Source organism: Enterobacter sp. BWH52 (assembly GCF_001037565.1).
Lineage (GTDB): Bacteria > Pseudomonadota > Gammaproteobacteria > Enterobacterales > Enterobacteriaceae > Enterobacter > Enterobacter hormaechei_C.
Window position 1 is genome coordinate 94,915 of the sequence record NZ_KQ089854.1, and the last position, 24,998, is coordinate 119,912.

The following is a 24,998-nucleotide window of genomic DNA, read 5'->3' on the forward strand; positions in this document are numbered from 1 at the left end:
ACGCGCTTACCCGCGTGGAATAAACCGTTTCTGAAAGGATATCGTCATGAACTCGCTTTTATATGCGCTTTTCGAAGCGCTGCGGTGCCATCGCTGGCTCCGCCTGCTGGCCTGCGCCTTTATCTTTAGCTCCCTGGGTAATGGCTTAACTCAGGTTGTTGTTTTCGGATTATTGTTACAGTGGTCAGCCCCGTCAGCGCTGTTAACCCTCGCCTTCCTTTTTGCTACGGTGCCCGGTTTTATCGGCAGCCTGATTGGTGAAAAGCTGTGCCAGCGGTTTTCACCTCTCTACCTGTTGATGCTGACCGAATGGCTGGGCTTGCTCGCCCTGCTCTTTCCCCTTTCAGGCGCACATTACCACAGCATACCGGCGCTGCTTGCGGTGCAATCCACAGAAGCGTTGCTGAGCGGGATGAGCTGGCCTGCGTTAACGCTTCTGTTTAAACGCGGACTGCATGAGGCAGAACTGCCTGCGGCAACGTGTCTGGAAAATGTGATTTTTGCCTCCCAGGTTTTGTTAGGAATCGGGCTGGGTGTGGTGTTGTTCCAGCGCATCCCGGTCTTCGCCTTACTGGTCATCGACGCCGCCAGTTTTATGGGATCGCTGGTCATGCTGTTTCTCGCAGAACGCCAGTATGTAGCGCGTCCAGCACCGTTGCCTGTCGGGGACCCTCAACCTGTGGCATTGCGCTGGCAAACTCTGACCCTTCGACAAAAACGCAGTTTGCTGATTTTGCCTGCCCTTGCTGCCGTAGGCTCGCCTGCAATGGCGTTGCTGCCAGCACTGGCGCAGCAGATCAACCCCGAGAATGCCGCTGGGCTTGCGCTGCCCTTGCTTTTTGCCAGAAGCCTGGGACAGCTTTGTGGCCCCTTGCTGCTCAGAAAAGAGAGTCTGACGCGCTTTGCAGCAAGAACGCCTTTGCTACTTAGCTGTCTTGCTCTTTTTCTGGCAGCCTATGGGTTGCTTCCGTTTTTATCCGCATGGGTCGTGCTTGCGCTGGGGATGATCTTTATCGCGCATCTGGCGTCGAATATCGTTTTTGCGGCGGGTACGTTTGGGGTACTGAGTAATTTTCAGGCTATACAGATATCCGCTGCCAGCGGTAAGGCCTGGCGCTGGCAAACGTTGAGCGCTTCCCTTTTTACGGGCCTCGCCGCAATGACAGCGACGATATTGGGAGCGGCTCAGACGCTATATGCTGTCTCTGCTATCGCTCTGCTGTTAGTGGCGCTGGTCCTGGCCCATTATCGTGAATAAGGCATAAAAAAACGCCTGCTATAAAAGCAGGCGTTAAAACAGGTCTGTAAGACAACATATTTGGTGCTTCACTCAACGTTGTGTCCATGGTGTCTGATGAGGCCGAAGCGACATCTGTCAGTGGACGATAAGCACCGTAAACGGCTCTGCGTCATTCCTGAGTTTATGAGGCCTTAAGGCGAACATAAGAGATGGAATGAGCATCTACACGCATATTATTGCATGTAATGTGCCAGGTTTACACGCAGAACTTTTACATCGCGCAACATTTTAAGATAAAAGGAAATTATGCTGTTAAGAACCGCCTGAAGCCATACAACATCGCGCTAAAGTCGGTGAACTGTCGCCACAAGGAGACAGGTTAAGAGGTAAAATAACAAATACTTAAATATTAATGGGTTATATGTCGCTGAATCGCGACAAGGATATGGGGTGTTGTCGGGAAATGACTACAGGATAAAAAAACGCAGAAAACAAAAAACCCCGCCGAAGCGGGGTTCAAAATTGGTCGGCGAGAGAGGATTCGAACCTCCGACCCACTGGTCCCAAACCAGTTGCGCTACCAAGCTGCGCTACTCGCCGATGTACTGCTTTTTTGAATTTTTAGTTCAACTCATTAAAAGTCGTGGTGCGAGGGGGGGGACTTGAACCCCCACGTCCGTAAGAACACTAACACCTGAAGCTAGCGCGTCTACCAATTCCGCCACCTTCGCAATTCACAACTCTTTCAATAATGGGGTGGCTAATGGGATTCGAACCCACGACAACTGGAATCACAATCCAGGGCTCTACCAACTGAGCTATAGCCACCACTGTATTCTTTCACGCGGTTCTGACTACTTCTCAGACCACCGCAGCTCTAGCGCCGGGACTAAAATGGCGCGCCCGACAGGATTCGAACCTGAGACCTCTGCCTCCGGAGGGCAGCGCTCTATCCAGCTGAGCTACGGGCGCTTAGCGCCGTTGCGGGGCTGGATATTACGTACCTCCGTCCCCGCTGTCTAGTGCTTTTTTGAAAAAAATGCGCGTTTGGTTATGGTTTGCACATTTTGCCGCTTATTCCTCCACTTTATGGGCGGAGCCACGGCGACCCAGGCCAAAAAGTTTATATGCAGCTGTGACGGCAGCCAGGAAGATCATCCCGACAAACAGCGACATGCGGGTATCTTCATTAAAGTACATTCCAATTAATACGCAAATCAGGAACGCCATCGTCAAATAGTTCGCATACGGGAACAGAATGGAGCGGAACGGATGGCTGGCGATCGCTTTTTTGTGCGCCTGTCGGAAACGCAACTGGCTAATCAAAATGACAAACCACGGTACCATCCCCGGCAGCACGCTGGCGCTATAGACGTAAACAAACACGCGCTGCGGATTTGGGATGATGTAGTTCAGGCAAGAGCCAATCAGCAAAATCACAATCGACACCGCTACGCCCGCCACCGGTACACCTACGCGGGAGACTTTGCCCATCACAGCCGGCAGCTGTTTGTTTTGCGAGAGCGCGTAAAGCATACGCCCACAGCTGTACATTCCGCTGTTACAGCCGGAAAGCGCCGCCGTCAGTACCACAAAGTTGATAATGGCGGCTGCCGCCGTGATGCCAATCTTAGCGAAAGTTAAGACAAACGGGCTGCCGGTGGTGCCGATCTCGTTCCATGGGAAAATGGTCACGATAACGAAGATCGCGCCCACATAGAAAATCAGGATACGCCACAGCACCTTGCCTACCGCGCTACGCAGTGTGACCTGCGGGTTTTTCGCCTCACCGGCGGTAATGCCGATCAGCTCAACGCCCTGATAGGAGGCGACAACGATACAGAGCGCCGTCAGAAAGCCCTTCCAGCCACCCGCAAAAAAGCCGCCGTGCCCGGTCAGGTTACCGAAACCGATAGCGTGCCCGCCGTTACCGAAGCCAAAGAAGATGACACCCAGACCCACAACAATCATCACGATGATGGTGGTAACTTTGATCATCGCAAACCAGAACTCGATTTCACCGTAAAGACGAACGGCGGCAAGGTTCGCCAGCGCCACTAGCCCTACGGCAATAAGCGCAGGTATCCACTGGGCCATCTCCGGGAACCAGAACTGCACGTAGACCCCGATGGCGGTGATCTCCGAAATCCCTACGGCCATCCACATAAACCAGTACGACCAGGCCGTGAGATAACCAAAGAACGGGCTCATATACCGGTGGGCGTAAACGGCGAAAGAGCCCGTTACCGGCTCCAGGAACAGCATTTCGCCCATTGAGCGCATGATGAAGAAGACGAACAGTCCGGCAATAATATACGCCAGCAGGACGGAAGGCCCCGCCCATTTCAGCGTGCTTGCCGAGCCCATAAACAGGCCAACGCCGATAGTCCCGCCCAGCGCGATCAATTCAATATGTCGAGCTTCCAGCCCACGCTGAAGCTCCGGTTTTTTCTCTGCCATAATTCCTCGGTTGTGTTTGCTGTTTCCCGACTTATTGCCGGGTATTGTTTTTGAGGGGTACTGAAATACGGAGCGAATGGTTTCTTAAATTCTGGCAAATGGCAAACAATGCATTAAAAAAATGAATGCATTGCACAGAAATTCAGCAGCTTTGCAGGGGGCGTTGCAGCGCGAACAGCAGATCGCGCTGCATATTGATTACATTTTCCCGGTGTAGTGCCAGGCGAGGTAGCGCAGAAGACGAATCTGTCGTTTGATTCGTGTCGGTTGAGAAAGCAGGCGGTAGAGCCACTCCAGCCCCAGGTTTTGCCAGACTTTGGGCGCACGCTTAACGTGGCCGGTAAAGACGTCGTAGGTGCCGCCGACGCCCATATAGAGCGCATCCGGGCTGACCAGACGGCAATCGCGCATTAGAATTTCCTGGCGCGGCGACCCCATGGCGACAGTGACAATTTTCGCCCCGCTGTCGCGCACGCGCTCATATAACGCCTGGCGATCTTCCGGCCTGAAATAACCATCCTGACTGCCCACGATGTTAACATTCCACTGGTTACGCAGCTTTTGTTCGGTCTGCGCCAGCACCTCTGGCTTGCCGCCGATCAAAAATACCGGCGTGCCTTCAGCGCCTGCGCGTTCCATAAGCCGCTCCCAAAGGTCAGCTCCCGCCACGCGAGACACATTAGCGTCTGGAAACTTTTTACGAATTGAACGCACCACGCTAATACCGTCTGCGTATTTAAACTCCGCGGCTTCAATCAGGCTTTTCACTTCCGCATTATCTTCAACCGCCAGCATTTTTTCTGCGTTGATGGCCACCAGCGTGCCCGATTTCATCTGCCCGTCCGCGAACAGAAAATCCAGCGCGTGCTGCATGTCTCGCCAGCCAATCAGCTGTAGCCCGCGCAGCGCATAACGCGGGGCTGAAGTTGTATCCGTCATGATAATCCCTACTCAGACTTGCGACAGCGTTGTGCTGCCCTGTGGCTCACGTCTGTGCACAAGCCCTGCACTGTCAAACAACCAGTACAGCAGTTTTGCCAGCAGCAGACATAGACCGAAAACGACCATAAAGAACACCACGCGTGAGACGAATGAATCCAGCCCCTCGCGCGCCAGAACGATCATATTGAAAATGGCACCGAAACAGAAACTGTGCAAAACAGCGGCTTTGTAGCGGTTGGTCTCTTCATTACCCAGCGTATATAGCCAGTCGAACCATTTTATTATCAGCCCGACCGCGATCGCGCCCGGCAGGATAAACCACGTTCCGCCCATCACTACCAGCGAGCCAATCAGGGTTGGGGAAATCGCCAGGCCCGAATGGTTGTTCAGCACTTCCCAGGTAAAGTAGTTCGCCGTGTTCAGGACAATACCGGGACGGTCGGGCCACAGCCACGTCGGTATAAAGACATAGAAATCGCGAACAATCGGCGCCAGCCCCTGGAATTCGATTTTGTCGTAGTTTTGCAGCAGTAAAGCCAGGTTTTCCCACGGCGAGAAGGTATCGCGCGTCAGATACAGGAAGGTATAAAACGCTTCGTCGCCGGCCACGTTCAGTCCGTAGCGCTTCAGCGCCAGCCAGAACATCCCCACAATGCCAAAGACGCCTGCCGCCGCCAGCATCCACAGCGAGATCCAGCCGCGAATAATGCCGATAAACAGGAAAATCGCGAAGGCGATAATGATGTTGGCGCGGGTGCCGCCGACGATCATGTAGGTCAGAATGCCAAATGCGACGGTGCTGACCAGGAAGAACAGCCAGGCTTTGCTGTCCTGACGCAGGAAAAAGACCACCAGCATCGCCGGAATGAAGAAATAGAAGAAACGCTTGAGCGCGACGCCGGAGACTTCGGCGGAGAAAATCTGGCTATAGGACTGTAACTTAAACAGTAAAAAGCCGTTATGCATGAAGAAAATCGCCACGCTGACGAGGGCGATGGTCATCAGCATAACCCACGTCAGATGGGTTTCTACCCGGTTCATGGTAAACAGCGGACGACGGGGTGCGGTGTCTTTCGCCGCGCGCAGGCGCGTTTTATAGGTGACGTAATACACCGCGTAGAAGCAGGTCGCAGAGAGCAGTGCCTGCAACAAGATTTCCGGCGGAGCGACGCCAACATCAAAGCGGAACACGAGGATGCTGGTCAGCGGGAAGCCAAAGAAAAAGGTCAGCAAAAACAGCAGCGAGAAGAAAACGTTGAAGTTAAAACGTACGCGCCGGAACTCAAACCAGGTGAGCGTGGCGATAAACAGCGTGCTCAGCAGCCAGACCACCAGCAAGCCGCTAAATTGCAACTGGCTCATGCGTTGTCTCCTGAAGCAATACGCAGCGCGTGGTGCCACGGCGTGAGGTAGTTCGGGCTGAAAAAGTCGATGCTATTTTTATCCACCAGCGTGAGCTGACGCTGCGCTTCCCGTACGACCTCGACATTAAGCGTGTCAGAGGTAAACAGCACCGGAATATGCTGTTCGGCCATGTCCTGCCAGAACGGGTTTTCGCGGTTGAGCACGCACGGTACGCCCGCCTGAATCAGCAGACACAGCGTACCAATCCCCTGCTGACGGGCAAAGATGAAATAGCCCAGATCGCATTTTCGCAGGAGCGCGAGATAGTCATCAAATTCCAGCTTATCGTTGAGAATGTGCAGATTTTCCGCGCTAAACAGCGCAAGCCCCTGCTGGCGAACGTCATTGATGTAGGCGTCGTTATTGGCGGGATAGCCCATCGGCACCACTACGTTCACCGTATCGCCAAACTGCTGATGCACCGCCCGCAGCGCCGCGACATGCTCGTTACTGCGATCGCCGGAATTTCCCACCAGGATGGTCAGTTTGCCCTCACGAATCGCGTCATTCGCCAGGGTGTTCAGCGCCGGATCCATACGGGTCGGAAAATAGAGCAGCTCTCCGCGAACCTTCGGGTGCTGTTTAGCAAAATAGTTGAGATCGCCACGGGTAGCAAAAACGCAGCCCACGCGCGCCTGGGCCAGACGACGCAGCGGATAGAAAAGACGGAATTTCCAGCCACGGGAGACTTCGTAGAGATCCGCTCCCCAGATATGCCAGCTGAACTGGGAAGGTTTTATCCCGCCGCTTAACAGCGCCAGCCACAGGCCAGTATTGAACTGTCCGTGGAAGAAGAAACGCTGGCTTCGGTCCGCTTTAGCTTTCGCGACAACGGCTTTGGTCAGCGCCGCTTTGTCTGGCCAGAAGGTGATGTGCAATGCCGGACACGCCGCGCTCAGACCGTTATCGCGTCCAACGACCATAAACTCGCGCGCATCGGGCGTGCCGGATGCCAGTTCATCATTGAAGAAACGTAGAACGGTCTGGTTGTGATGCGGGATATCCGATCCCAGTATGTGTATCAGTGCAGTCATGCGCGTTTACGCCAAAGTAAAAATACGCCGCAACAGGCAGCGAAATAAACGATATAAGTTGCCATATAGGCCTGAGCCGCCCCCAGCGCACCGTGGGTGGGGATCAGCCAGTGAGAAAATGCCGTCAGCAGCGCAAACTGGCCGATCTCAGCCAGGATATACAACCGCAGCGAAGCCTTCGCAATCACCAGATAGCCGAAAACGTATGCCCCCACTTTCAGCACATCGCCGACCAGTTGCCAGGCAAACAGATCGCGCATGGCGGTAAACTTCGCCGAAAACAGCAGCCAGATGGCGAAATCACGCATTAACCAGACGGTAAAGCTGGCGATCGCAACCGCCGGCAACACAAAACGCAGGGAGCGAAAAATCTCGCGGGTAATATCCTGCCTGGAAGTCAGGCGCGATAAGGTTGGCAGCAAATAGACGCTAAAGGAAGCCGTAATAAATTGGAGGTAAGCATCTGAAATACTGCTCACGCCCTGCCAGATCCCCACTTCATCCCAGCTGTAATGCGCTGCCAGCAGGTTTCGCATCATCACGTAGGCAACGGGAAGCGTTACCGAAGTGATGAGCGCCATCAGGGTAAACTTACCGAGCTGCCCCGCCAGTATCTTGTCCCACTGCGGTTTCAGGTAACTCAGCGGGACATTGCCTCTGCGCATCAGCATAAACGCAGCCGGAATGACAACGAGCGCAGGCACCAGCGCCAGCCCCAGCAGCGCGCCTTCATAGCCGCCCAGCCGATAGCAAAAGTAGTAGGCGATAACGCCGATGATGCTGCCGAGGATCAGCGCCAGCGCATTCCCGGCGGCATCACGGAAGCCTTTCATCAGCGCCAGCAGCAGGTTTGCCCAGGCGATCCCCATCTGAACGAGCGCCACCAGGCGCACCAGCCCCTGATAATGCGTGTGTCCGAACAGCCCCTGGCTGATGGGTGCCGCCGCCAGCAAAAAGACGACGGCCAGCAACGTAGAGAAGCCCAGCACCATAGCCGAGGAGGTGCCCACCACCGTGCGGAGCTTTTCGGCATCGTCATGATGCTGCGCGACGTATTTGGTGACGCCATTGAATATCCCGGCTCCCGCCAGCACGCCAAGCACCGTGACCAGCTGGCGGAAGTTCCCTGCCAGCCCAACGCCTGACGGACCAAATGAGACGGCCAGCAGCTTGACGACCAGTAACCCGGCGCCAATTTTTACTAGCGTGGACGCTGCCGTCCACACCGACGCTTTTGCCAGAGACATATCAGGCGAAATAACTCAGAAGCGAATTGATCACCGTACGCTGGTTCACCGGCGCGAGGTTGTAGAACAGGGGCAGGCGGAGCAGACGTTCGCTCTCTTTGGTGGTGTAGCGGTCTTCACCGGCAAACATCCCGAAGGCTTCGCCAGCCGGGCTGGAGTGCAGCGGAATATAGTGGAATACCGCCATAATTTCCGCCTCTTTCAGCCAGGCAATCAGCTTGCTGCGATCGTCGTTATCGCGCAGCTTGATGTAGAACATGTGAGCGTTGTGGATACAGTCTGCCGGAATAGTCGGCAGTTCAATACGTCCGGCTTTTGCCAGCGGCTCCAGCGCGTCGTAGTAGGTTTGCCACAGGGAGAGGCGTTGCAGATTGATTCGCTCTGCCGCTTCCAGCTGCGCCCAGAGATACGCGGCCTGCAAATCCGCCATCAGGTAGCTTGAGCCGATATCGCGCCAGGTGTACTTATCCACCTGACCGCGGAAGAACTGGCTGCGGTTGGTCCCTTTTTCACGGATCACTTCCGCACGCTCCACCAGGGCACGATCGTTAATCAGCGTCGCGCCGCCTTCGCCGCCTGCGGTGTAGTTTTTGGTTTCGTGGAAGCTAAAGCAGCCGATATGACCGATGGTGCCCAGCGCGCGCCCTTTGTAGGTGGACATCACGCACTGCGCGGCGTCTTCCACCACAAACAGGTTGTGCTTTTTGGCGATGGCCATGATGGTGTCCATCTCACAGGCCACGCCCGCGTAATGCACCGGCACAATCGCCCGCGTTTTGTCAGTGATCGCCGCTTCAATCAGCGTTTCGTCGATGTTCATGGTATCCGGACGGATATCCACAAACACGATTTTCGCCCCGCGCAGGACAAACGCGTTCGCCGTGGAGACGAAGGTGTAGCTCGGCATGATCACTTCATCGCCAGGCTGGATATCCAGCAGCAGCGCCGCCATCTCGAGCGATGCGGTACAGGACGGCGTCAGCAGCACCTTGGCACTGTGAAAACGTTGCTCCATCCACTGCTGGCAGCGGCGGGTAAAACCGCCGTCGCCACAGAGCTTGCCGCTGCCCATAGCCGACTGCATGTAATCAAGTTCAGTGCCCACAACGGGAGGCGCGTTAAATGGAATCATCTTGTCACCTGTATAACCAGTAGGCGGTGGCGTCGATGCTGGCACCACTCGCAATATAACGTTTAAGCGCAGCGGTGTTGCCCATCTGGGTTGCGACCCGCAGCGTCGATACCTGTTGTTGCTCCGCCCAGTGCAGCGCCGCCTGCATGAGTTTCTCGCCCATGCCGCGCCCGGCTAACAGTCCGATGCGCGCCTCGTGCTCGGTGAGCCTGCGAAGCGAAACAAAACCCTGAATCTGTCCCCCGTCAGTACGGAACACCAGACATACGTGGTCAAACGTGCCTTTGACCGCATTCTCTATCCACTGAGCATAAAAGCGACCGCTGTCATCGGGCGCATACCAGGGCGCCCGGAAACGGCTCTGAGCGAAGGCCAGCGCCGCCATCTTGCGCAGCGTGGGGATATCCTGCTCCGTTGCAATTTCCGCGCCCGGTGAGGCGTAGCGAGCCACGGTAACAGAGAGATCAACCTCGCCCTCGACCAGCCGGAATCCGTGCTGCTGGAGGGCGTCCAGCAGATCGGCGCGGTCCGCCGGGATCTTAGCCTGTACGCGCTGCCAGGCGCTGAAATCTGCATCCTGCAACGCAGGGGCATTGTCGTGCAGACGCACTATCGCTGAGGGACGCGCAAAAAATGCGCTTTCCCACTCAAGAGACTCCAGCACGCCGTTGAGGATACTCAACGCCACACGCCTTTGGTATCAACAACATACTGCTGACGTACGGCATCACCGGAGACCGCTTTAAACGCATTGTGATCCACCAGCAGCACCAGCACATCCGCCGTCGCCAGCGCGTCATCCAGGGCGGTAAGGGTGCAGTGACCGGCAAGTTTTGCCGGCAACGCATGAATATTCGGCTCAACCACCAGCGTTTCACCGCTGTGCCAGGCAGCGATCATTTCGGCAATTTCCATCGCCGGGCTTTCGCGCAGATCGTCAATATTCGGTTTGAATGCCAGACCAAAGCAGGCAATTTTCAGCTCACTGGCGCGTTTGCCGCTGTCGGCCAGGCAATCCGCGACCGTGGCTTTGACCTGGTTGATAACCCAGTGCGGTTTATGGTCGTTTACTTCGCGCGCGGTGCGAATCAGGCGTGCCTGTTCCGGGTTCTGCGCCACGATAAACCACGGATCGACCGCGATGCAGTGCCCACCCACGCCCGGCCCCGGCTGAAGGATGTTCACGCGGGGGTGACGGTTGGCAAGGCGAATAAGTTCCCAGACGTTAATCCCCTGATCGGCGCAAATCAACGACAATTCATTCGCAAACGCGATGTTAACGTCGCGGAAGCTGTTTTCGGTCAGTTTGCACATCTCGGCGGTGCGGGAGTTGGTCACCACACATTCGCCTTCAAGGAAAATTTTATACAGCTCGCTGGCGCGCGTGGAGCAGACTGGCGTCATGCCGCCAATCACGCGGTCATTTTTAATCAGTTCCACCATCACCTGGCCTGGCAGTACGCGCTCAGGGCAGTAGGCGATATTGATATCGGCCTGGTCGCCCACCTGCTGGGGGAAGCTAAGATCGGGACGCGCCTCGGCCAGCCACTGTGCCATCTGCTCGGTTGCCCCAACAGGTGAAGTGGACTCAAGGATAACCAGCGCCCCTTTCTTCAGCACAGGTGCAATGGATTTTGCCGCCGCCTCGACGTAAACCATGTCAGGCTCATGATCGCCTTTAAAGGGTGTTGGAACCGCAATCAGGTACGCATCGGCTTCTACCGGCGTGGTGCTGGCGCGCAGGAAGCCACCGTCCACCGCCTTTTTCACCACGCGATCGAGATCGGGCTCCACGATATGAATTTCGCCACGGTTGATGGTTTCCACCGCGTGCGCGTTGATATCTACGCCAACGACCTGCTTTTGACGAGAGGCAAAGGCCGCCGCAGTAGGCAGCCCGATATAGCCAAGACCAACAACAGAGATGGTAGAAAAACTCATAGCGTTACCCGATTGTGTTTAAGTGCGTGCAAAATACGACCACAAGCCTGCCCGTCACCGTACGGATTGTGGGCCCGGCTCATCGCCTGATACTCTTCATCGTCATGCAGTAAGCGCGTGACCTCTTCGACAATACGACGCGGATCCGTTCCCACCAGACGCACGGTACCAGCAGTGACCGCTTCCGGGCGTTCGGTGGTTTCACGCATCACCAGTACCGGCTTACCGAGTGAAGGCGCCTCTTCCTGAATGCCGCCAGAATCGGTCAGGATCAGCCAGGCGTGGTTCATCAGCCAGACAAATGGCAGATAGTCCTGCGGCTCGATCAGGAGCACGTTTTCCACGTGACCCAGGATACGGTTGACCGGTTCGCTGACGTTCGGGTTGAGGTGCACCGGATAGACAATCTGCACATCCTCGTTCTGCGCGGCGATTTCAGCCAGCGCGTGGCAGATTTGCTCAAAGCCACGGCCAAAGCTTTCGCGGCGGTGGCCCGTCACCAGAATCGTTTTCTTGCCGTTGTTCAGGAACGGATAGCCCGCAGCAAGTTCTGCCTGAAGCTCGCTATTAGCCAGCACGCGGTCACGCACCCAAATCAGCGCATCAATGACCGTATTGCCGGTGACGAAGATCTTGCTGTCGCTGATATTTTCGCGCAGCAGGTTTTGGCGTGAGTTCTCGGTTGGCGCAAAATGGTACATCGCCAGGTGACCGGTGAGCGTACGGTTGGCCTCTTCCGGCCACGGGGAATAGAGATTGCCGGTACGCAGACCCGCTTCAATATGACCAACGGGGATACGCTGATAGAACGCGGCCAGGCTGGTTGCCACGGTAGTGGTGGTGTCGCCGTGCACCAGCACTACATCCGGCTTGAACGACTCCAGAATAGGCTTTAATTCTTGCAGAATACGGCAGGTTATTTCCGTCAGTCCCTGTCCCGGTTTCATTATATTGAGATCGTAATCCGGGACGATAGAAAAGAGGGTTAAGACCTGATCGAGCATCTCACGGTGCTGGGCAGTCACGCACACTTTCGCTTCAATATCAGGATCTCTGGCCAGCGCATGAACCAGAGGCGCCATCTTGATGGCCTCCGGCCTGGTGCCAAATACGGTTAGTACTTTCACATCGATTCTCTTCGATTAGACGATGAAGGCCACAGCCTTCATCGTAGACGGCGTTCTTAGTTTGTGCGGCGATGCAATAACGCTACGCCAGCGCCAGTCAGTGCGCCCACAATCCCCCACATGATCATCAGGAATGCGCGACGCGGACTATCGCGTTTTACAGGCTCTTCAGGCGTTCTTAAATAACGATAGGTCTGAAAACGCGGGTCCAGCGTTGGACCGACGTTGAGCGTATTGAGCATGGCGCGGTTTTGGTCGTAATCAAGGTCAAAGTCAGGGCCAACGGCCTGGATATTTTCCAGACGAGCCTGAAGCATTGGGCGACCAAGAAGGAACATTTCTGAATCCGGGAGTTCGTCCGCCGGAACATCCGTTTCGCTACGGGAAATATTGTGCTGTTCCGCAATCTTCAGCGCCTGCTCAAGATTATGCACGCGACGGGCGAAGATGGCCTTAGCGACCTCTTCCTGGCGTTTGACCTGCGCTTTCATCTGGATAGTGCGCGCAGCCCAGGCGCCTTTCAGCTCGTCATTCAAATGACTGGCCGCGCGCTGGCTGGCAAAAGCAACGTACTGACGCAACAGGTTATTGGCGTCCGGCGCCGTTTCCGCAATCAGCTTCACGCTGTCGCTAACGTTACGAAGCACATCGCCAGGCATAAACTGAATGTTATTAATCAGATCATCCAGCAGCGCGGCATCCGCTTTGCTGTTACCGACCATGCGCTGCTTGTAGTAGTCCGTCTGGGACCAGAAATCGCGACGTGTATCCCACGACGCCAGCTGCATCACAAACTCTTTGTAGGATTCATCCATCACCGAGGCCTGATCCGGGGTCGCCAGATTGGCCTTGATATCAAGATTACGCAGGAATTGCTGCTGGGAGTAGTAGCCTCCAAGCATATTCACCGTTGGTCGGTCTGTGATCGCCGTGGCGCTCCACTCTTGTTTTGCAAAGAAGGTGTAAGCAAGCGCTAACAGCGCGAACCCCAGGGCAATCCCTACAATCCACAGTTTGCCCTGCCATAACACGCGAAACAAACCACGAATATCCAGCTCGTTCTCAGTGCCCACTGATTTCGCTCCCGCCAACGGTTGAGTCATCATAGTCCCGGTTTTACTTAGTTAATGTTGTGTTTTTGCCACTGTTCCGACGCATCCTGCGTTTTAAACGTTTAATAAAACGCGCGACTTTCCATGCACGCTTGATGCAGTAACCGTACATGAAAAATGCTAGCAAGAATAATACCAACATTACCCATTCAGGAATGAAATGTGCGTATTCCGCGGCAACGCCAATCGCAGCCAGAATAGCAGCCGCAAGCGTAATCAACACAAATGCCTGACGAGACGTGAAGCCGGCGCGCATAATCAGGTGGTGAATATGCTGCCGATCGGGAGAAAACGGGCTCATCCCTTTACGCAGACGGCGGTACATAATAGCGACCATGTCCATCAGCGGGATGGCGATAATCCAGAGGGCCGTTACCGGGCTGATAGGGTGCGTTTTACCCTGCGTGGTTTCCAGCAGGACCCAGATAACCGTAAAGCCAATCAGGGTACTGCCCGCATCGCCCATAAAGACTTTATAGCGACGCCCTAACACACCCAGGTTCAGGCAGATGTATGGCAGGATGGCGGCAATCATAGCAAAGCACCACATTGACAGGCTGTACTGGCCGTCAAACCATAAGATGATGCCGATCGCGCCAAACGAAACAGAGGACAGCCCACCAAGCAGACCGTCGATACCGTCAACCATGTTAAAGGCGTTGATAGCCGCCCACACGGCAAACAGCGTCAGGAAGAAGCCGAATGGCCCAAGCACCAGCTCCCAGGGACCAAACACGTAGCCCAGGCTTCTGAGATAGAGGCCGCCTACCACCATCATAATGATGCCAATGGCCGCCTGTACCGTCGCGCGGAACTTCACGCTGATATCAAAACGATCATCAAGGGCGCCGACCAGTACCAGCACACCGGCACATGCCAGATAGAGTGCGGCATGGGGGATATAATAATCCGCGATCCCGAATGTGAAACAGATGCCTGCGTATACCGAAATGCCGCCCACCAGCGGAATAAGCCCCTGATGACGTTTACGGAAGTTCGGTTTGTCCACTAACCCAATTCTTTTTGCTACCTTGCGCGCAATGAACAAAAAACAGGTTGTGAATAAAAAAATACTGATCAGCTCAGTTACTGCAGTGAGTAGATTCACAATGGATTGCTCTCAACAAATGTTAGTCCCGGAAGTATAACCATGAAGCCACTGCCTCAGAAGGATTAAAGATGGCTTCTCACAACTCCCTTTGTATGTTTTTCAATCAATTATTTCTTTGACTGTGCAAACATTCTTATTGTCGCACCGACAGGTCAAAATTGGGAGTGTGTGGTAATAGCGTATAGTCCATAAATAAAAAACGCCACGTAAAAACGTGGCGTTTACTGGGATTATTTGCGTTACGAGCGTTTCATCATGTCGAAGAAATCGTCGTTCGTTTTGGTCATCGCCAGTTTGTTGATGAGGAATTCCATTGCGTCGATTTCGCCCATTGGATGGATGATTTTGCGCAGGATCCACATTTTCTGAAGCTCTTCCTGAGTGGTAAGCAGCTCTTCTTTACGGGTACCGGAACGGTTGTAGTCGATCGCCGGGAAGACGCGTTTTTCTGCGATTTTACGAGAAAGGTGCAGTTCCATGTTGCCTGTACCTTTGAACTCTTCGTAGATAACTTCGTCCATTTTGGAGCCGGTATCGATCAGCGCCGTCGCGATAATGGTCAGGCTACCGCCCTCTTCCACGTTACGCGCCGCACCGAAGAAACGCTTCGGACGATGCAGGGCGTTGGCATCCACACCACCGGTCAGTACTTTACCGGAAGCCGGCACCACGGTGTTGTAGGCACGCGCCAGACGGGTGATGGAGTCGAGCAGGATGATCACATCTTTCTTGTGCTCAACCAGGCGTTTCGCCTTCTCGATAACCATTTCCGCAACCTGAACGTGGCGGGAAGCAGGCTCGTCGAAGGTAGACGCAACCACTTCCCCTTTCACCAGACGCTGCATCTCGGTCACTTCTTCCGGACGTTCGTCAATCAGCAGCACCATCAGCACACAGTCTGGGTGGTTGTAAGCAATGCTCTGCGCGATGTTTTGCAGCAGCATGGTTTTACCGGCTTTTGGCGGCGCCACAATCAGACCACGCTGGCCACGACCAATTGGCGATGCCAGATCCAGCACACGCGCGGTTAAATCTTCAGTAGACCCGTTACCACGCTCCATGCGCAGGCGAGAGTTCGCGTGCAGCGGCGTTAAGTTCTCGAACAGGATCTTATTGCGGGAGTTTTCCGGTTTGTCGTAGTTAACTTCGTTAACCTTCAACAGCGCAAAGTAGCGTTCACCCTCTTTTGGAGGACGAATCTTACCTGAAATGGTGTCACCAGTGCGGAGGTTGAAACGGCGGATTTGGCTAGGGGATACGTAGATGTCGTCAGGGCCGGCGAGGTAGGAGCTGTCTGCGGAGCGGAGGAAACCAAATCCGTCTTGCAGTATCTCCAGCACACCGTCGCCAAAGATATCTTCGCCACTCTTAGCGTGCTGCTTCAGGATGGCGAAAATGATGTCCTGCTTGCGCATACGAGCCTGGTTTTCCAGTCCCATATTTTCGCCGAGAGTGATCAGCTCAGAAACCGGCGTATTCTTTAATTCGGTAAGATTCATAATGGTGTGGGTTCTTAAACTCGGGGTGATTCTCGAACTTAATGTTGTGAATGGTATGGCAGGGTCATCCATGCCTGTTTAGCGGCCATCACCTCATGTCTGTTCGCTGTCTGGTCACAGGGAAAGAACGCAGAACTGAAACGACAAGACGGATTGAGTGACAAGCCCGGAATCTAGCAACTTCACGCACTGTTTATGTTAACAACGGGAAGTATCGGGTAAAACAAGATTCAAACAACAAGATATGTTTAAAACGTAGTCATAGCTAACTTAGCACGACTAAAGCCGGGCGTCCAGATCTCGCCGTTAATTAGGCGCTCTGGACGCTCAGCTGAGAAACCTTACGCCAGGTTAGCGTCCAGGAACTCTTTCAGTTGACCTTTGGACAGTGCGCCCACTTTGGTCGCTGCCACGTCACCGTTCTTGAACAGCAGCAGGGTCGGGATGCCACGGATACCGTATTTTGGCGCGGTGCCCGGGTTCTGGTCGATGTTCAGCTTGGCAACGGTCAGTTTGCCCTGATATTCGTCAGCGATTTCATCCAGAATCGGAGCGATCATTTTGCAAGGACCACACCATTCAGCCCAGAAATCAACGAGGATCAGCCCGTCAGCTTTAAGTACGTCCGTGTCAAAACTGTCGTCAGTCAGGTGAATAATTTTATCGCTCATATATAACTCCACAGGAATAAGCCTGGTACGTTGGTTTTGTCTCCACCAACGACGTGTTGATGTCGCATTAACCAACTAAAGGTTGACTTTATTTCACCGGATACGCTTTCGTAAAGCAATAGTAAGCTGATATTCTACCACACTATGAGCAAAACACATTTAACAGAACAGAAGTTTTCCGACTTCGCCCTGCACCCAAAGGTGATCGAAGCCCTTGAAACTAAAGGGTTTCATAACTGCACGCCCATTCAGGCTCTCGCCCTGCCGCTGACGCTGGCCGGTCGCGATGTTGCAGGGCAGGCGCAAACCGGTACTGGCAAAACGATGGCGTTTTTAACGTCAACGTTTCATTATTTACTTTCTCACCCAGCGATTGCAGACCGCAAAGTTAACCAGCCGCGCGCGCTAATTATGGCCCCGACGCGAGAACTGGCGGTACAGATCCACGCAGACGCTGAGCCCCTGGCGCAAGCCACCGGCCTGAAACTTGGCCTGGCCTATGGCGGCGACGGCTACGATAAACAGCTGAAAGTGCTGGAAAGCGGCGTCGATATCCTGATTGGGACCACTGGCCGTCTTATCGACTACGCCAAACAGAACCATATCAACCTCGGCGCAATCCAGGTCGTGGTGCTGGATGAAGCAGACCGCATGTACGATCTGGGCTTCATTAAAGACATCCGCTGGCTGTTCCGCCGTATGCCTGCGGCAAACCAGCGTCTGAACATGCTGTTCTCCGCAACCCTGTCATACCGCGTACGTGAACTCGCATTCGAGCAGATGAACAATGCGGAATATGTGGAAGTAGAACCGGAGCAGAAAACCGGGCACCGCATTAAAGAAGAGCTTTTTTATCCTTCTAATGAAGAGAAAATGCGCCTGTTGCAAACCCTGATCGAAGAAGAGTGGCCGGATCGCGCGATTATCTTCGCGAACACCAAACACCGCTGTGAAGATATCTGGGGACACCTGGCGGCAGATGGTCACCGTGTGGGTCTGCTGACCGGCGACGTGGCGCAGAAAAAACGCCTGCGCATTCTCGACGAATTTACTCGTGGCGACCTTGATATTCTGGTCGCGACCGACGTGGCGGCCCGTGGCCTGCACATTCCAGCCGTGACGCACGTCTTTAACTATGACCTGCCAGATGACTGTGAAGACTATGTACACCGTATCGGTCGTACTGGTCGTGCAGGCGCAAGCGGTCACTCCATCAGCCTTGCGTGTGAAGAGTATGCGCTGAACCTTCCGGCCATTGAGACCTACATCGGTCACTCTATTCCACAGAGCAAATACAATCCGGAAGCGCTGTTAAGCGAGTTGCCGCCACCTAAGCGCCTTACACGTCCACGCTCCGGCAATGGCCCGCGTCGTTCCGGCGGTGCACCACGTAATCGTCGTCGTTCAGGTTAAGAAAATATGCTCAGCTCCACCTCGCTTTATGCGGCAATTGATCTCGGTTCGAATAGTTTTCATATGCTGGTTGTGCGCGAGGTGGCGGGAAGCATACAAACGCTGACGCGCATTAAGCGCAAGGTCCGCCTCGCGGCGGGCCTGAGCAGCGATAATCATCTCTCCCCGGAAGCCATGGAACGTGGCTGGCAGTGTCTGCGTCTGTTTGCAGAACGTTTACAGGATATCCCGCTCAGTCAAATTCGCGTTGTTGCCACGGCGACCCTTCGTCTGGCGGTTAACGCTGGCGATTTCATTGCCAGAGCACAGGAAATTCTGGGCTGTCCGGTGCAGGTCATCAGCGGTGAAGAAGAAGCGCGTCTGATTTATCAGGGTGTGGCGCATACGACCGGCGGCGACGATCGTCGTCTGGTGGTCGATATCGGTGGCGCCAGTACCGAACTGGTCACGGGCACAGGCGCGCAGGCGACGTCGCTCTTCAGCCTGTCAATGGGCTGTGTGACCTGGCTGGAACGCTACTTTACCGATCGAAACCTTGCCAAAGAGAATTTTGACGAGGCGGAAAACGCGGCGCGTGCGGTCCTGCGCCCGGTCATGGACGAACTGCGCTATCACGGCTGGAAAGTGTGTGTCGGCGCGTCCGGAACCGTGCAGGCGTTGCAGGAAATCATGATGGCACAGGGGATGGACGAGCGGATCACGCTTGCCAAACTCCAGCAGCTTAAACAGCGCGCCATCCAGTGTGGTCGTCTGGAAGAGCTTGAAATAGAAGGGCTGACGCTTGAACGCGCGCTGGTTTTCCCCAGTGGGCTCGCCATACTGATTGCCATTTTCACCGAGCTTAATATCCAGTGTATGACCCTGGCAGGCGGTGCGCTGCGTGAAGGTCTGGTCTACGGAATGCTGCACCAGTCGGTCGATCAGGACATCCGTAGCCGTACGCTGCGTAACGTTCAACGCCGCTTTATTGTGGATACCGACCAGGCGCAGAGAGTGAGTCAACTGGCGTCACAGTTTGCCGATCAGGTGAAAAAAAGCTGGGATATTGAACCGTTAAGCCGCGATCTGTTGCTAAGCGCCTGTGCGCTACATGAAATTGGTCTCAGCGTGGAGTACAAGCAGGCACCGCTGCACGCGGCCTGGCTGGTGCGTAATCTCGATTTGCCGGGTTATACGCCCGCCCAGAAGAAGCTGCTGGCCACCCTGCTGCTGAATCAGACTAACGCCGTCGATCTCTCTTCCCTTCACCAGCAGAACGCTGTGCCGCCGCGCGTGGCGGAGCATCTGTGTCGTCTGCTTCGGCTGGCGATCCTGTTTGCCAGTCGGCGTCGAGATGATTTGCTGCCAGCGATTACGCTGGCGGCAGACGATGAGAAACTGACGCTGACGCTACCGGAAAACTGGCTTGAGGATCATCCCCTTGGGGCGGAACTGATTGAGCAGGAGTACCAGTGGCAGAGCTATGTGCACTGGGCGCTTGATGTGAAGTGACCCTTGAAGCGTGCCGGGTGGCGGCTTCGCCTTACCCGGCCTACAAATAGTTATCCCTTCTCTTTGGCTTTTGCCAGCATCGCGCGAATGTTTGCCACGTTTGCCTGCCCTTTATGCATACGCTCTTCAGCGGTAATGACTTTACGCTCCTGCTCCCAGATAAGATCGTCCTGAGGCAACTCCAGCAGAAAACGGCTCGGCTCCGGGCGCACCAGCTCACCATACTGACGGCGCTCTTTGCACAGCGTAAACGTCAGCTCTTTCTGCGCACGGGTGATCCCAACGTAGGCCAGACGGCGCTCTTCGTCGACGTTATCTTCATCAATGCTGCTCTGGTGCGGCAATAGGCCCTCTTCCATCCCCACCAGATAGACATAAGGGAACTCCAGCCCTTTCGAGGCATGTAACGTCATCAGCTGAACCTGATCGGCTTCTTCTTCGCTTTCCCCGCGCTCCATCATATCGCGCAGCGTGAAGCGGGTGACCACCTGCGTCAGGGTCATGGGCTCGTCAATCTCAGATCCTTCAAGCATTTCGGTCATCCAGCTGAAGAGCTGGTTAACGTTTTTCATGCGCATCTCTGCCGCTTTCGGGCTGGCGGAGGTTTCATACAACCAGGATTCGTAATCAATGCCGTGGATCAGATCGCGTACTGCCGCCACAGGCTCGCGCTCAGCCAGACGCTGCACCTCACCCAGCCAGTGGGTAAAGCGGGTTAAGGCCTCATAGCCGCGCCCGGTCAGGGTCTGGCTCAGCCCCATATCGAAGCTGGCGGTGAACAGGCTTTTGTTGCGGGTCATCGCCCATTCACCCAGCTTTTGCAGCGTCGCAGAGCCAATCTCGCGCTTCGGCGTATTTACAATGCGCAGGAAAGCGCTGTCGTCATCCGGGTTGGTCAGCACGCGCAGATAGGCCAGCAGATCCTTGATTTCCGGACGCGAAAAGAACGACGTACCGCCGGAGATTTTGTAGGGGATGCGGTTCTGCATCAGCATCTTTTCAAAGACGCGCGACTGGTGGTTACCGCGATAGAGGATCGCGTAATCCTTGTATTCAGTTTTGTTGACGAAATGATGGGCAATCAGCTCGCCCGTTACACGCTCCGCTTCGTGCTCTTCGTTATTGGCGCTGAGCACTTTCAGCTCGGTGCCGTAACCCAGTTCGGAGAACAGGCGCTTCTCAAAGACGTGCGGGTTATTGGCAATCAGGATATTCGCCGCCTTCAGGATACGCCCGGAGGAACGGTAGTTCTGCTCCAGTTTAATCACCTGCAACGCCGGGAAGTCTTTGCTCAGCAGCACCAGGTTCTGCGGACGTGCGCCACGCCAGGAGTAAATCGACTGATCGTCATCGCCTACAACGGTAAAGCGCGCGCGCTGCCCTACCAGCAGCTTTACCAGCTCGTACTGGCTGGTGTTGGTATCCTGGTATTCATCCACCAGCAGGTAACGAATTTTGTTCTGCCAGCGCTCGCGCACCTCTTCATTCCGCTGAAGCAGCAGCGTCGGCAGCAGGATCAGATCGTCGAAATCCAGGACGTTACAGGCTTTCATATGCGCGTCGTAAAGACCGTAGCAGTGGGCAAAGATGCGGTCGCGCTCGCCTTTGGCACTTGCCGCTGCCTGGGCCGGCGTCATCAGATCGTTTTTCCAGTTCGAGATCGTCGAGATCAGCTGTTGCAACAGCACTTTGTCATCTTCGATCAGCCCTTCCGTTAGCTCTTTAAGCAGCGCCACCTGGTCGGTGTCATCAAAGAGAGAAAAGTTGGACTTCATGCCCAGCGCCGCGTATTCGCGCTTGATAATATCCAGACCCAGCGTGTGGAAGGTGGAGATCATCAGCCCGCGCGCCTCTTTACGGCCCAGCGTCTGGCCGACGCGCTCTTTCATCTCACGCGCCGCTTTGTTGGTAAAGGTGACCGCCGCGATATGGCGCGCCTGGTATCCACAACCCCGAATTAAGTGGGCGATTTTGTTGGTGATCACGCGTGTTTTACCGGATCCCGCTCCCGCCAGCACCAGGCAGGGTCCGGTGACGAATTCGACAGCTTGTTGTTGTCCGGGGTTTAAACGCATAAATGATCACTCAATGAAAGTCGGGAGAGGAGGAAAAACGCGTGGTAGTATACCGACCGTAAACTAGTCGACTCAAGGCACGATCATGGCAAAAACAGCAGCAGCACTGCATATCCTTGTTAAAGAAGAGAAACTGGCACAGGATCTGCTCGAACAGATTAAAAACGGCGCCGACTTCGGCAAACTGGCGAAGAAACACTCGATTTGCCCGTCAGGCAAACGCGGTGGTGACTTAGGCGAGTTCCGCCAGGGCCAGATGGTCCCGGCGTTTGATAAAGTGGTTTTCTCCTGCCCGGTGCTGGAGCCAACCGGCCCACTGCATACGCAGTTCGGCTATCACATTATCAAAGTGTTATACCGCAACTAATCAAAAGCCCGGTGCATTGACTCACCGGGCTTTTTTATTTGGCTGTTCCGGCGTTCAGATGCCGTCGCCGTATTCGAAGGTGTGGTGAATACCGTTGAAGTGCTGATCCATATCCATCGACGGCTTATCGCTGTCTGGCTTACCGACGATGCGCGCCGGGACGCCTGCGGCGGTGGTGTGCGGCGGTACAGGCTGGAGCACAACCGACCCCGCGCCAATCTTCGCGCCGCGTCCGACTTCAATATTGCCGAGGATTTTAGCACCCGCGCCAATCATCACCCCTTCACGAATTTTCGGATGGCGATCGCCGCTGGTTTTACCGGTACCGCCCAGCGTAACGGATTGCAGGATCGACACGTCATCTTCGATCACCGCCGTTTCACCGACAACAATGCCGGTGGCGTGGTCGAGCATGATCCCACGGCCAATTTTCGCCGCCGGATGAATATCGACCTGGAAGGTCACGGAAACCTGGTTTTGAAGAAAGATGGCCAGCGCGCGGCGTCCCTCATTCCATAACCAGTGGCCGATGCGGTACGCCTGTAAGGCGTGGAATCCTTTGAGATACAGTAGCGGCGTGGAGTATTTATCCACCGCCGGGTCACGCGTACGCACGGCCTGAATGTCGCAGGCGGCAGAAGCAATCATCTCCGGATCTGCGGCGTAGGCCTCTTCAACCACCTCGCGAATGGCAATAGCAGGCATGATAGGGGAAGCCAGTTTATTGGCGAGCATATAGCTCAGGGCGCTGCCGAGATTTTCGTGCTTAAGTAGCGTCGCGTGATAGAAACTGGCCAGCATGGGCTCACAGTCGGCCAAAGCTCGGGCTTCGGCTTTAATATTATTCCAGACGATATCCAGTTCTTCACACGGCATTGCTTGCTCCAGACGATAGTTAATGACCAGCCAGTTCTGCGCTGGCTGGGTCATTCAGGTGACGATACTTCCCGGCTAATTGCTGCTGCGCTCGTCCTTGCGCGCACGACCTAATAAGGTCAATGCTGCCTCGCGCGCATTTTTTCCGCAATACAATACCTGATAAATTTCCTCGGTTATTGGCATTTCGACACCGAAACGGTGCGCCAATTCGCGAACTTCTTTGGTATTGCGATAGCCTTCAACCACCTGACCAATCTTCTCCTGCGCGCTTTTTACATCGCTGCCCTGTCCGAGCATCATGCCAAAGCGGCGGTTACGCGACTGGTTATCGGTGCAGGTCAGCACCAGGTCGCCCAGCCCAGCCATTCCCATAAAAGTGGCCGGATCGGCACCCAGCGCTTCGCCCAGGCGGGACATTTCGGTCAGACCACGGGTGATCAACGCCGTACGCGCATTCGCGCCGAAACCGATGCCGTCAGACATCCCGGCCCCGATGGCAATGACGTTCTTCACCGCGCCGCCCAGCTGCACGCCGATAAAATCGGGGTTGCTGTACACGCGGAAGCTTTTGCCGCAGTGCAGCAGTTGCTGAAGATCGTCTGAAAATGCCTGGTCGGTGGACGCCAGCGAGATCGCCGTCGGCAAGCCCGCAGCCAGCTCTTTGGCAAAGGTCGGCCCCGAGATCACCGCCAGCGGGATCGCTGTTCCCAGCGCTTCGCGGGCAACGTCCTGCAACAGACGTCCGGTTTCCGCTTCCAGCCCCTTCGTCGCCCACACAATACGCGCATCCGCACGCATCAGCGGCTTAATCTGACGCAGGACTTCGCCAAACACGTGGCTTGGCACCACAATCAGAATATTGCGGCTGGCCGCCAGCGCGGTCGCGAGGTCGCTTTCCAGATAGAGAGAGTCAGGGAACGGAACGTCCGGGAGAAACGCCACGTTGCAGCGGTCGTGTTGCAACGTCGCGATATGTTTTGGATCGTGGCCCCACAGGACCACGTCGTGACCATTTCTTGCCAGCGTGATGGCAAGAGCGGTGCCGTAAGAGCCGGCACCGATCACAGTCATTGACGCATTAACAGTGCTCATCAGGCATCCTGATGTTGTTCGGCACCTTCGCCAGCCTGCTGCTGTAGATAGTTCATGAACAGCGCATCAAAGTTTACTGGCGCGAGGTTCAGTTGCGGGAATGTACCGCGAGAAACCAGGCTGGTGATGCATTCACGCGCATACGGGAACAGGATGTTCGGGCAGTATGCACCCAGGCAATGCGCCATCTGGTTACCTTCGATGCCGCCGATGGAGAAGATACCGCCCTGCTGAACTTCGCACAGGAACGCAGTTTCTTCGCCCAGAGAGGCGGTCACGGTGACACGCAGTACGACTTCATACACATCATCCGCCAGCTGGGTGGATGCGGTATCCAGATCAAGTTTAACCTCTGGCTGCCAGTCTTTCTGGAAAACGTGCGGCGCATTTGGCGCTTCGAAAGAGACATCCTTGGTGTAGATGCGCTGGATCTGGAAAGTCATCTCGGTGTTATTTTGTTCTGACATGGAAAAACCCTTTTTAATTGTCCTAAAGTCTCTAGCTCAGCAGCGGATCGAGTCCACCACGGGCGTCGAGCGCATACAAGTCATCACAGCCGCCAATGTGCTGCGCATCAATAAAAATCTGTGGAACCGTTGTGCGACCACTGCGTTGGATCATCTCTTCGCGTTTAATCGCGTCACCATCGATCGGCAATTCCTTGAACGTTACGCCTTTGCTGGACAGCAGCGCTTTCGCTCGGTGGCAGAACGGGCACGTTGCTTTGGTGTAGATCTCAATATTGGCCATCACTTAACTCC

At 55.0% G+C, this 24,998-nt stretch carries 22 protein-coding genes and 4 tRNA genes; 4 read left to right on the forward strand and 22 right to left on the reverse strand.

Annotated elements, in window-relative coordinates:
- Positions 1-46: 46 nt before the first annotated feature.
- Positions 47-1,258 carry an MFS transporter gene (locus SK47_RS00470; RefSeq protein ID WP_023323984.1) on the forward strand — a complete coding sequence of 404 codons (1,212 nt, stop codon included), beginning with the start codon at positions 47-49 and terminating at the stop codon, positions 1,256-1,258.
- Between the two features lie 505 nt (positions 1,259-1,763).
- On the opposite strand, the gene SK47_RS00475 is transcribed toward SK47_RS00470, so the two are convergent.
- From SK47_RS00475 to trxA, 17 genes are all read right to left on the reverse strand, one after another.
- A tRNA-Pro gene (locus SK47_RS00475) sits at positions 1,764-1,840 on the reverse strand.
- 44 nt (positions 1,841-1,884) lie between these two features.
- Positions 1,885-1,971, reverse strand: a tRNA-Leu gene (locus SK47_RS00480).
- A gap of 21 nt (positions 1,972-1,992) precedes the next feature.
- Positions 1,993-2,068: transfer RNA gene (locus SK47_RS00485), tRNA-His, on the reverse strand.
- Between the two features lie 67 nt (positions 2,069-2,135).
- A tRNA-Arg gene (locus tag SK47_RS00490) sits at positions 2,136-2,212 on the reverse strand.
- A gap of 102 nt (positions 2,213-2,314) precedes the next feature.
- The gene (locus SK47_RS00495; RefSeq protein ID WP_017693946.1) at positions 2,315-3,700 is read right to left on the reverse strand and encodes a bifunctional threonine/serine APC transporter ThrP; all 1,386 of its coding nucleotides are present in this window, start codon (positions 3,698-3,700) and stop codon (positions 2,315-2,317) included.
- Positions 3,701-3,898: 198 nt separating this feature from the next.
- Positions 3,899-4,639, reverse strand: coding sequence for a lipopolysaccharide N-acetylmannosaminouronosyltransferase (gene wecG / locus SK47_RS00500; RefSeq protein ID WP_022646653.1), 741 nt, complete (start codon positions 4,637-4,639; stop codon positions 3,899-3,901).
- A gap of 12 nt (positions 4,640-4,651) precedes the next feature.
- Complete coding sequence (wzyE, locus tag SK47_RS00505) at positions 4,652-6,004, reverse strand: ECA oligosaccharide polymerase (RefSeq protein WP_023323983.1); 1,353 nt, start codon at positions 6,002-6,004, stop codon at positions 4,652-4,654.
- Positions 6,001-7,080 carry a TDP-N-acetylfucosamine:lipid II N-acetylfucosaminyltransferase gene (locus tag SK47_RS00510; protein ID WP_022650167.1) on the reverse strand — a complete coding sequence of 360 codons (1,080 nt, stop codon included), beginning with the start codon at positions 7,078-7,080 and terminating at the stop codon, positions 6,001-6,003. Before SK47_RS00510 ends, wzyE begins: the two co-directional genes overlap by 4 nt.
- On the reverse strand, positions 7,077-8,327 hold the full coding sequence (gene wzxE / locus SK47_RS00515) for a lipid III flippase WzxE (protein ID WP_032665664.1): 1,251 nt from the start codon (positions 8,325-8,327) through the stop codon (positions 7,077-7,079). The genes SK47_RS00510 and wzxE overlap by 4 nt, the downstream gene beginning before the upstream one ends.
- A gap of 1 nt (position 8,328) precedes the next feature.
- Positions 8,329-9,459 carry a dTDP-4-amino-4,6-dideoxygalactose transaminase gene (gene rffA / locus SK47_RS00520; RefSeq protein WP_048243313.1) on the reverse strand — a complete coding sequence of 377 codons (1,131 nt, stop codon included), beginning with the start codon at positions 9,457-9,459 and terminating at the stop codon, positions 8,329-8,331.
- Positions 9,460-9,463: 4 nt separating this feature from the next.
- Complete coding sequence (rffC, locus tag SK47_RS00525; RefSeq protein WP_032608212.1) at positions 9,464-10,141, reverse strand: dTDP-4-amino-4,6-dideoxy-D-galactose acyltransferase; 678 nt, start codon at positions 10,139-10,141, stop codon at positions 9,464-9,466.
- The gene (gene wecC, locus SK47_RS00530) at positions 10,138-11,400 is read right to left on the reverse strand and encodes a UDP-N-acetyl-D-mannosamine dehydrogenase (RefSeq protein WP_048243315.1); all 1,263 of its coding nucleotides are present in this window, start codon (positions 11,398-11,400) and stop codon (positions 10,138-10,140) included. Before wecC ends, rffC begins: the two co-directional genes overlap by 4 nt.
- Entirely contained in the window at positions 11,397-12,527 is a 1,131-nt protein-coding gene (wecB, locus tag SK47_RS00535) for a non-hydrolyzing UDP-N-acetylglucosamine 2-epimerase (RefSeq protein WP_048243317.1), read from the reverse strand. The genes wecC and wecB overlap by 4 nt, the downstream gene beginning before the upstream one ends.
- A gap of 56 nt (positions 12,528-12,583) precedes the next feature.
- The gene (wzzE, locus tag SK47_RS00540) at positions 12,584-13,630 is read right to left on the reverse strand and encodes an ECA polysaccharide chain length modulation protein (protein ID WP_048243319.1); all 1,047 of its coding nucleotides are present in this window, start codon (positions 13,628-13,630) and stop codon (positions 12,584-12,586) included.
- 13 nt (positions 13,631-13,643) lie between these two features.
- On the reverse strand, positions 13,644-14,747 hold the full coding sequence (gene wecA, locus SK47_RS00545; RefSeq protein ID WP_001050933.1) for a UDP-N-acetylglucosamine--undecaprenyl-phosphate N-acetylglucosaminephosphotransferase: 1,104 nt from the start codon (positions 14,745-14,747) through the stop codon (positions 13,644-13,646).
- Positions 14,748-14,989: 242 nt separating this feature from the next.
- The gene (gene rho, locus SK47_RS00550) at positions 14,990-16,249 is read right to left on the reverse strand and encodes a transcription termination factor Rho (RefSeq protein WP_001054528.1); all 1,260 of its coding nucleotides are present in this window, start codon (positions 16,247-16,249) and stop codon (positions 14,990-14,992) included.
- Positions 16,250-16,590: 341 nt separating this feature from the next.
- Positions 16,591-16,920, reverse strand: coding sequence for a thioredoxin TrxA (gene trxA, locus SK47_RS00555; RefSeq protein ID WP_006812392.1), 330 nt, complete (start codon positions 16,918-16,920; stop codon positions 16,591-16,593).
- Positions 16,921-17,064: 144 nt separating this feature from the next.
- Between trxA and rhlB the strand changes: the two genes are divergently transcribed.
- Entirely contained in the window at positions 17,065-18,333 is a 1,269-nt protein-coding gene (gene rhlB / locus SK47_RS00560; protein ID WP_003860827.1) for an ATP-dependent RNA helicase RhlB, read from the forward strand.
- 6 nt (positions 18,334-18,339) lie between these two features.
- Entirely contained in the window at positions 18,340-19,824 is a 1,485-nt protein-coding gene (gppA, locus tag SK47_RS00565; protein WP_003860828.1) for a guanosine-5'-triphosphate,3'-diphosphate diphosphatase, read from the forward strand.
- 50 nt (positions 19,825-19,874) lie between these two features.
- On the opposite strand, the gene rep is transcribed toward gppA, so the two are convergent.
- The gene (gene rep, locus SK47_RS00570) at positions 19,875-21,899 is read right to left on the reverse strand and encodes a DNA helicase Rep (protein WP_003860830.1); all 2,025 of its coding nucleotides are present in this window, start codon (positions 21,897-21,899) and stop codon (positions 19,875-19,877) included.
- 85 nt (positions 21,900-21,984) lie between these two features.
- Here rep and ppiC point away from each other — a divergent pair, with 85 nt between their 5' ends.
- Positions 21,985-22,266 carry a peptidylprolyl isomerase PpiC gene (gene ppiC / locus SK47_RS00575; RefSeq protein ID WP_006812396.1) on the forward strand — a complete coding sequence of 94 codons (282 nt, stop codon included), beginning with the start codon at positions 21,985-21,987 and terminating at the stop codon, positions 22,264-22,266.
- A gap of 54 nt (positions 22,267-22,320) precedes the next feature.
- Here the strand turns inward: ppiC and cysE are convergent, their stop codons facing one another.
- From cysE to grxC, 4 genes are all read right to left on the reverse strand, one after another.
- Positions 22,321-23,142, reverse strand: coding sequence for a serine O-acetyltransferase (cysE, locus tag SK47_RS00580; protein WP_022646641.1), 822 nt, complete (start codon positions 23,140-23,142; stop codon positions 22,321-22,323).
- A 75-nt stretch (positions 23,143-23,217) separates the two neighbouring features.
- A complete protein-coding gene (gene gpsA, locus SK47_RS00585) occupies positions 23,218-24,237 on the reverse strand; it encodes an NAD(P)H-dependent glycerol-3-phosphate dehydrogenase (protein WP_006812398.1) in 1,020 nt (339 codons plus the stop codon).
- Positions 24,237-24,704, reverse strand: a complete 468-nt coding sequence (gene secB / locus SK47_RS00590) for a protein-export chaperone SecB (protein ID WP_003860835.1) — start codon at positions 24,702-24,704, stop codon at positions 24,237-24,239. The genes gpsA and secB overlap by 1 nt, the downstream gene beginning before the upstream one ends.
- Before the next feature lie 31 nt (positions 24,705-24,735).
- A complete protein-coding gene (grxC, locus tag SK47_RS00595; RefSeq protein ID WP_003860837.1) occupies positions 24,736-24,987 on the reverse strand; it encodes a glutaredoxin 3 in 252 nt (83 codons plus the stop codon).
- Positions 24,988-24,998 lie beyond the last annotated feature (11 nt).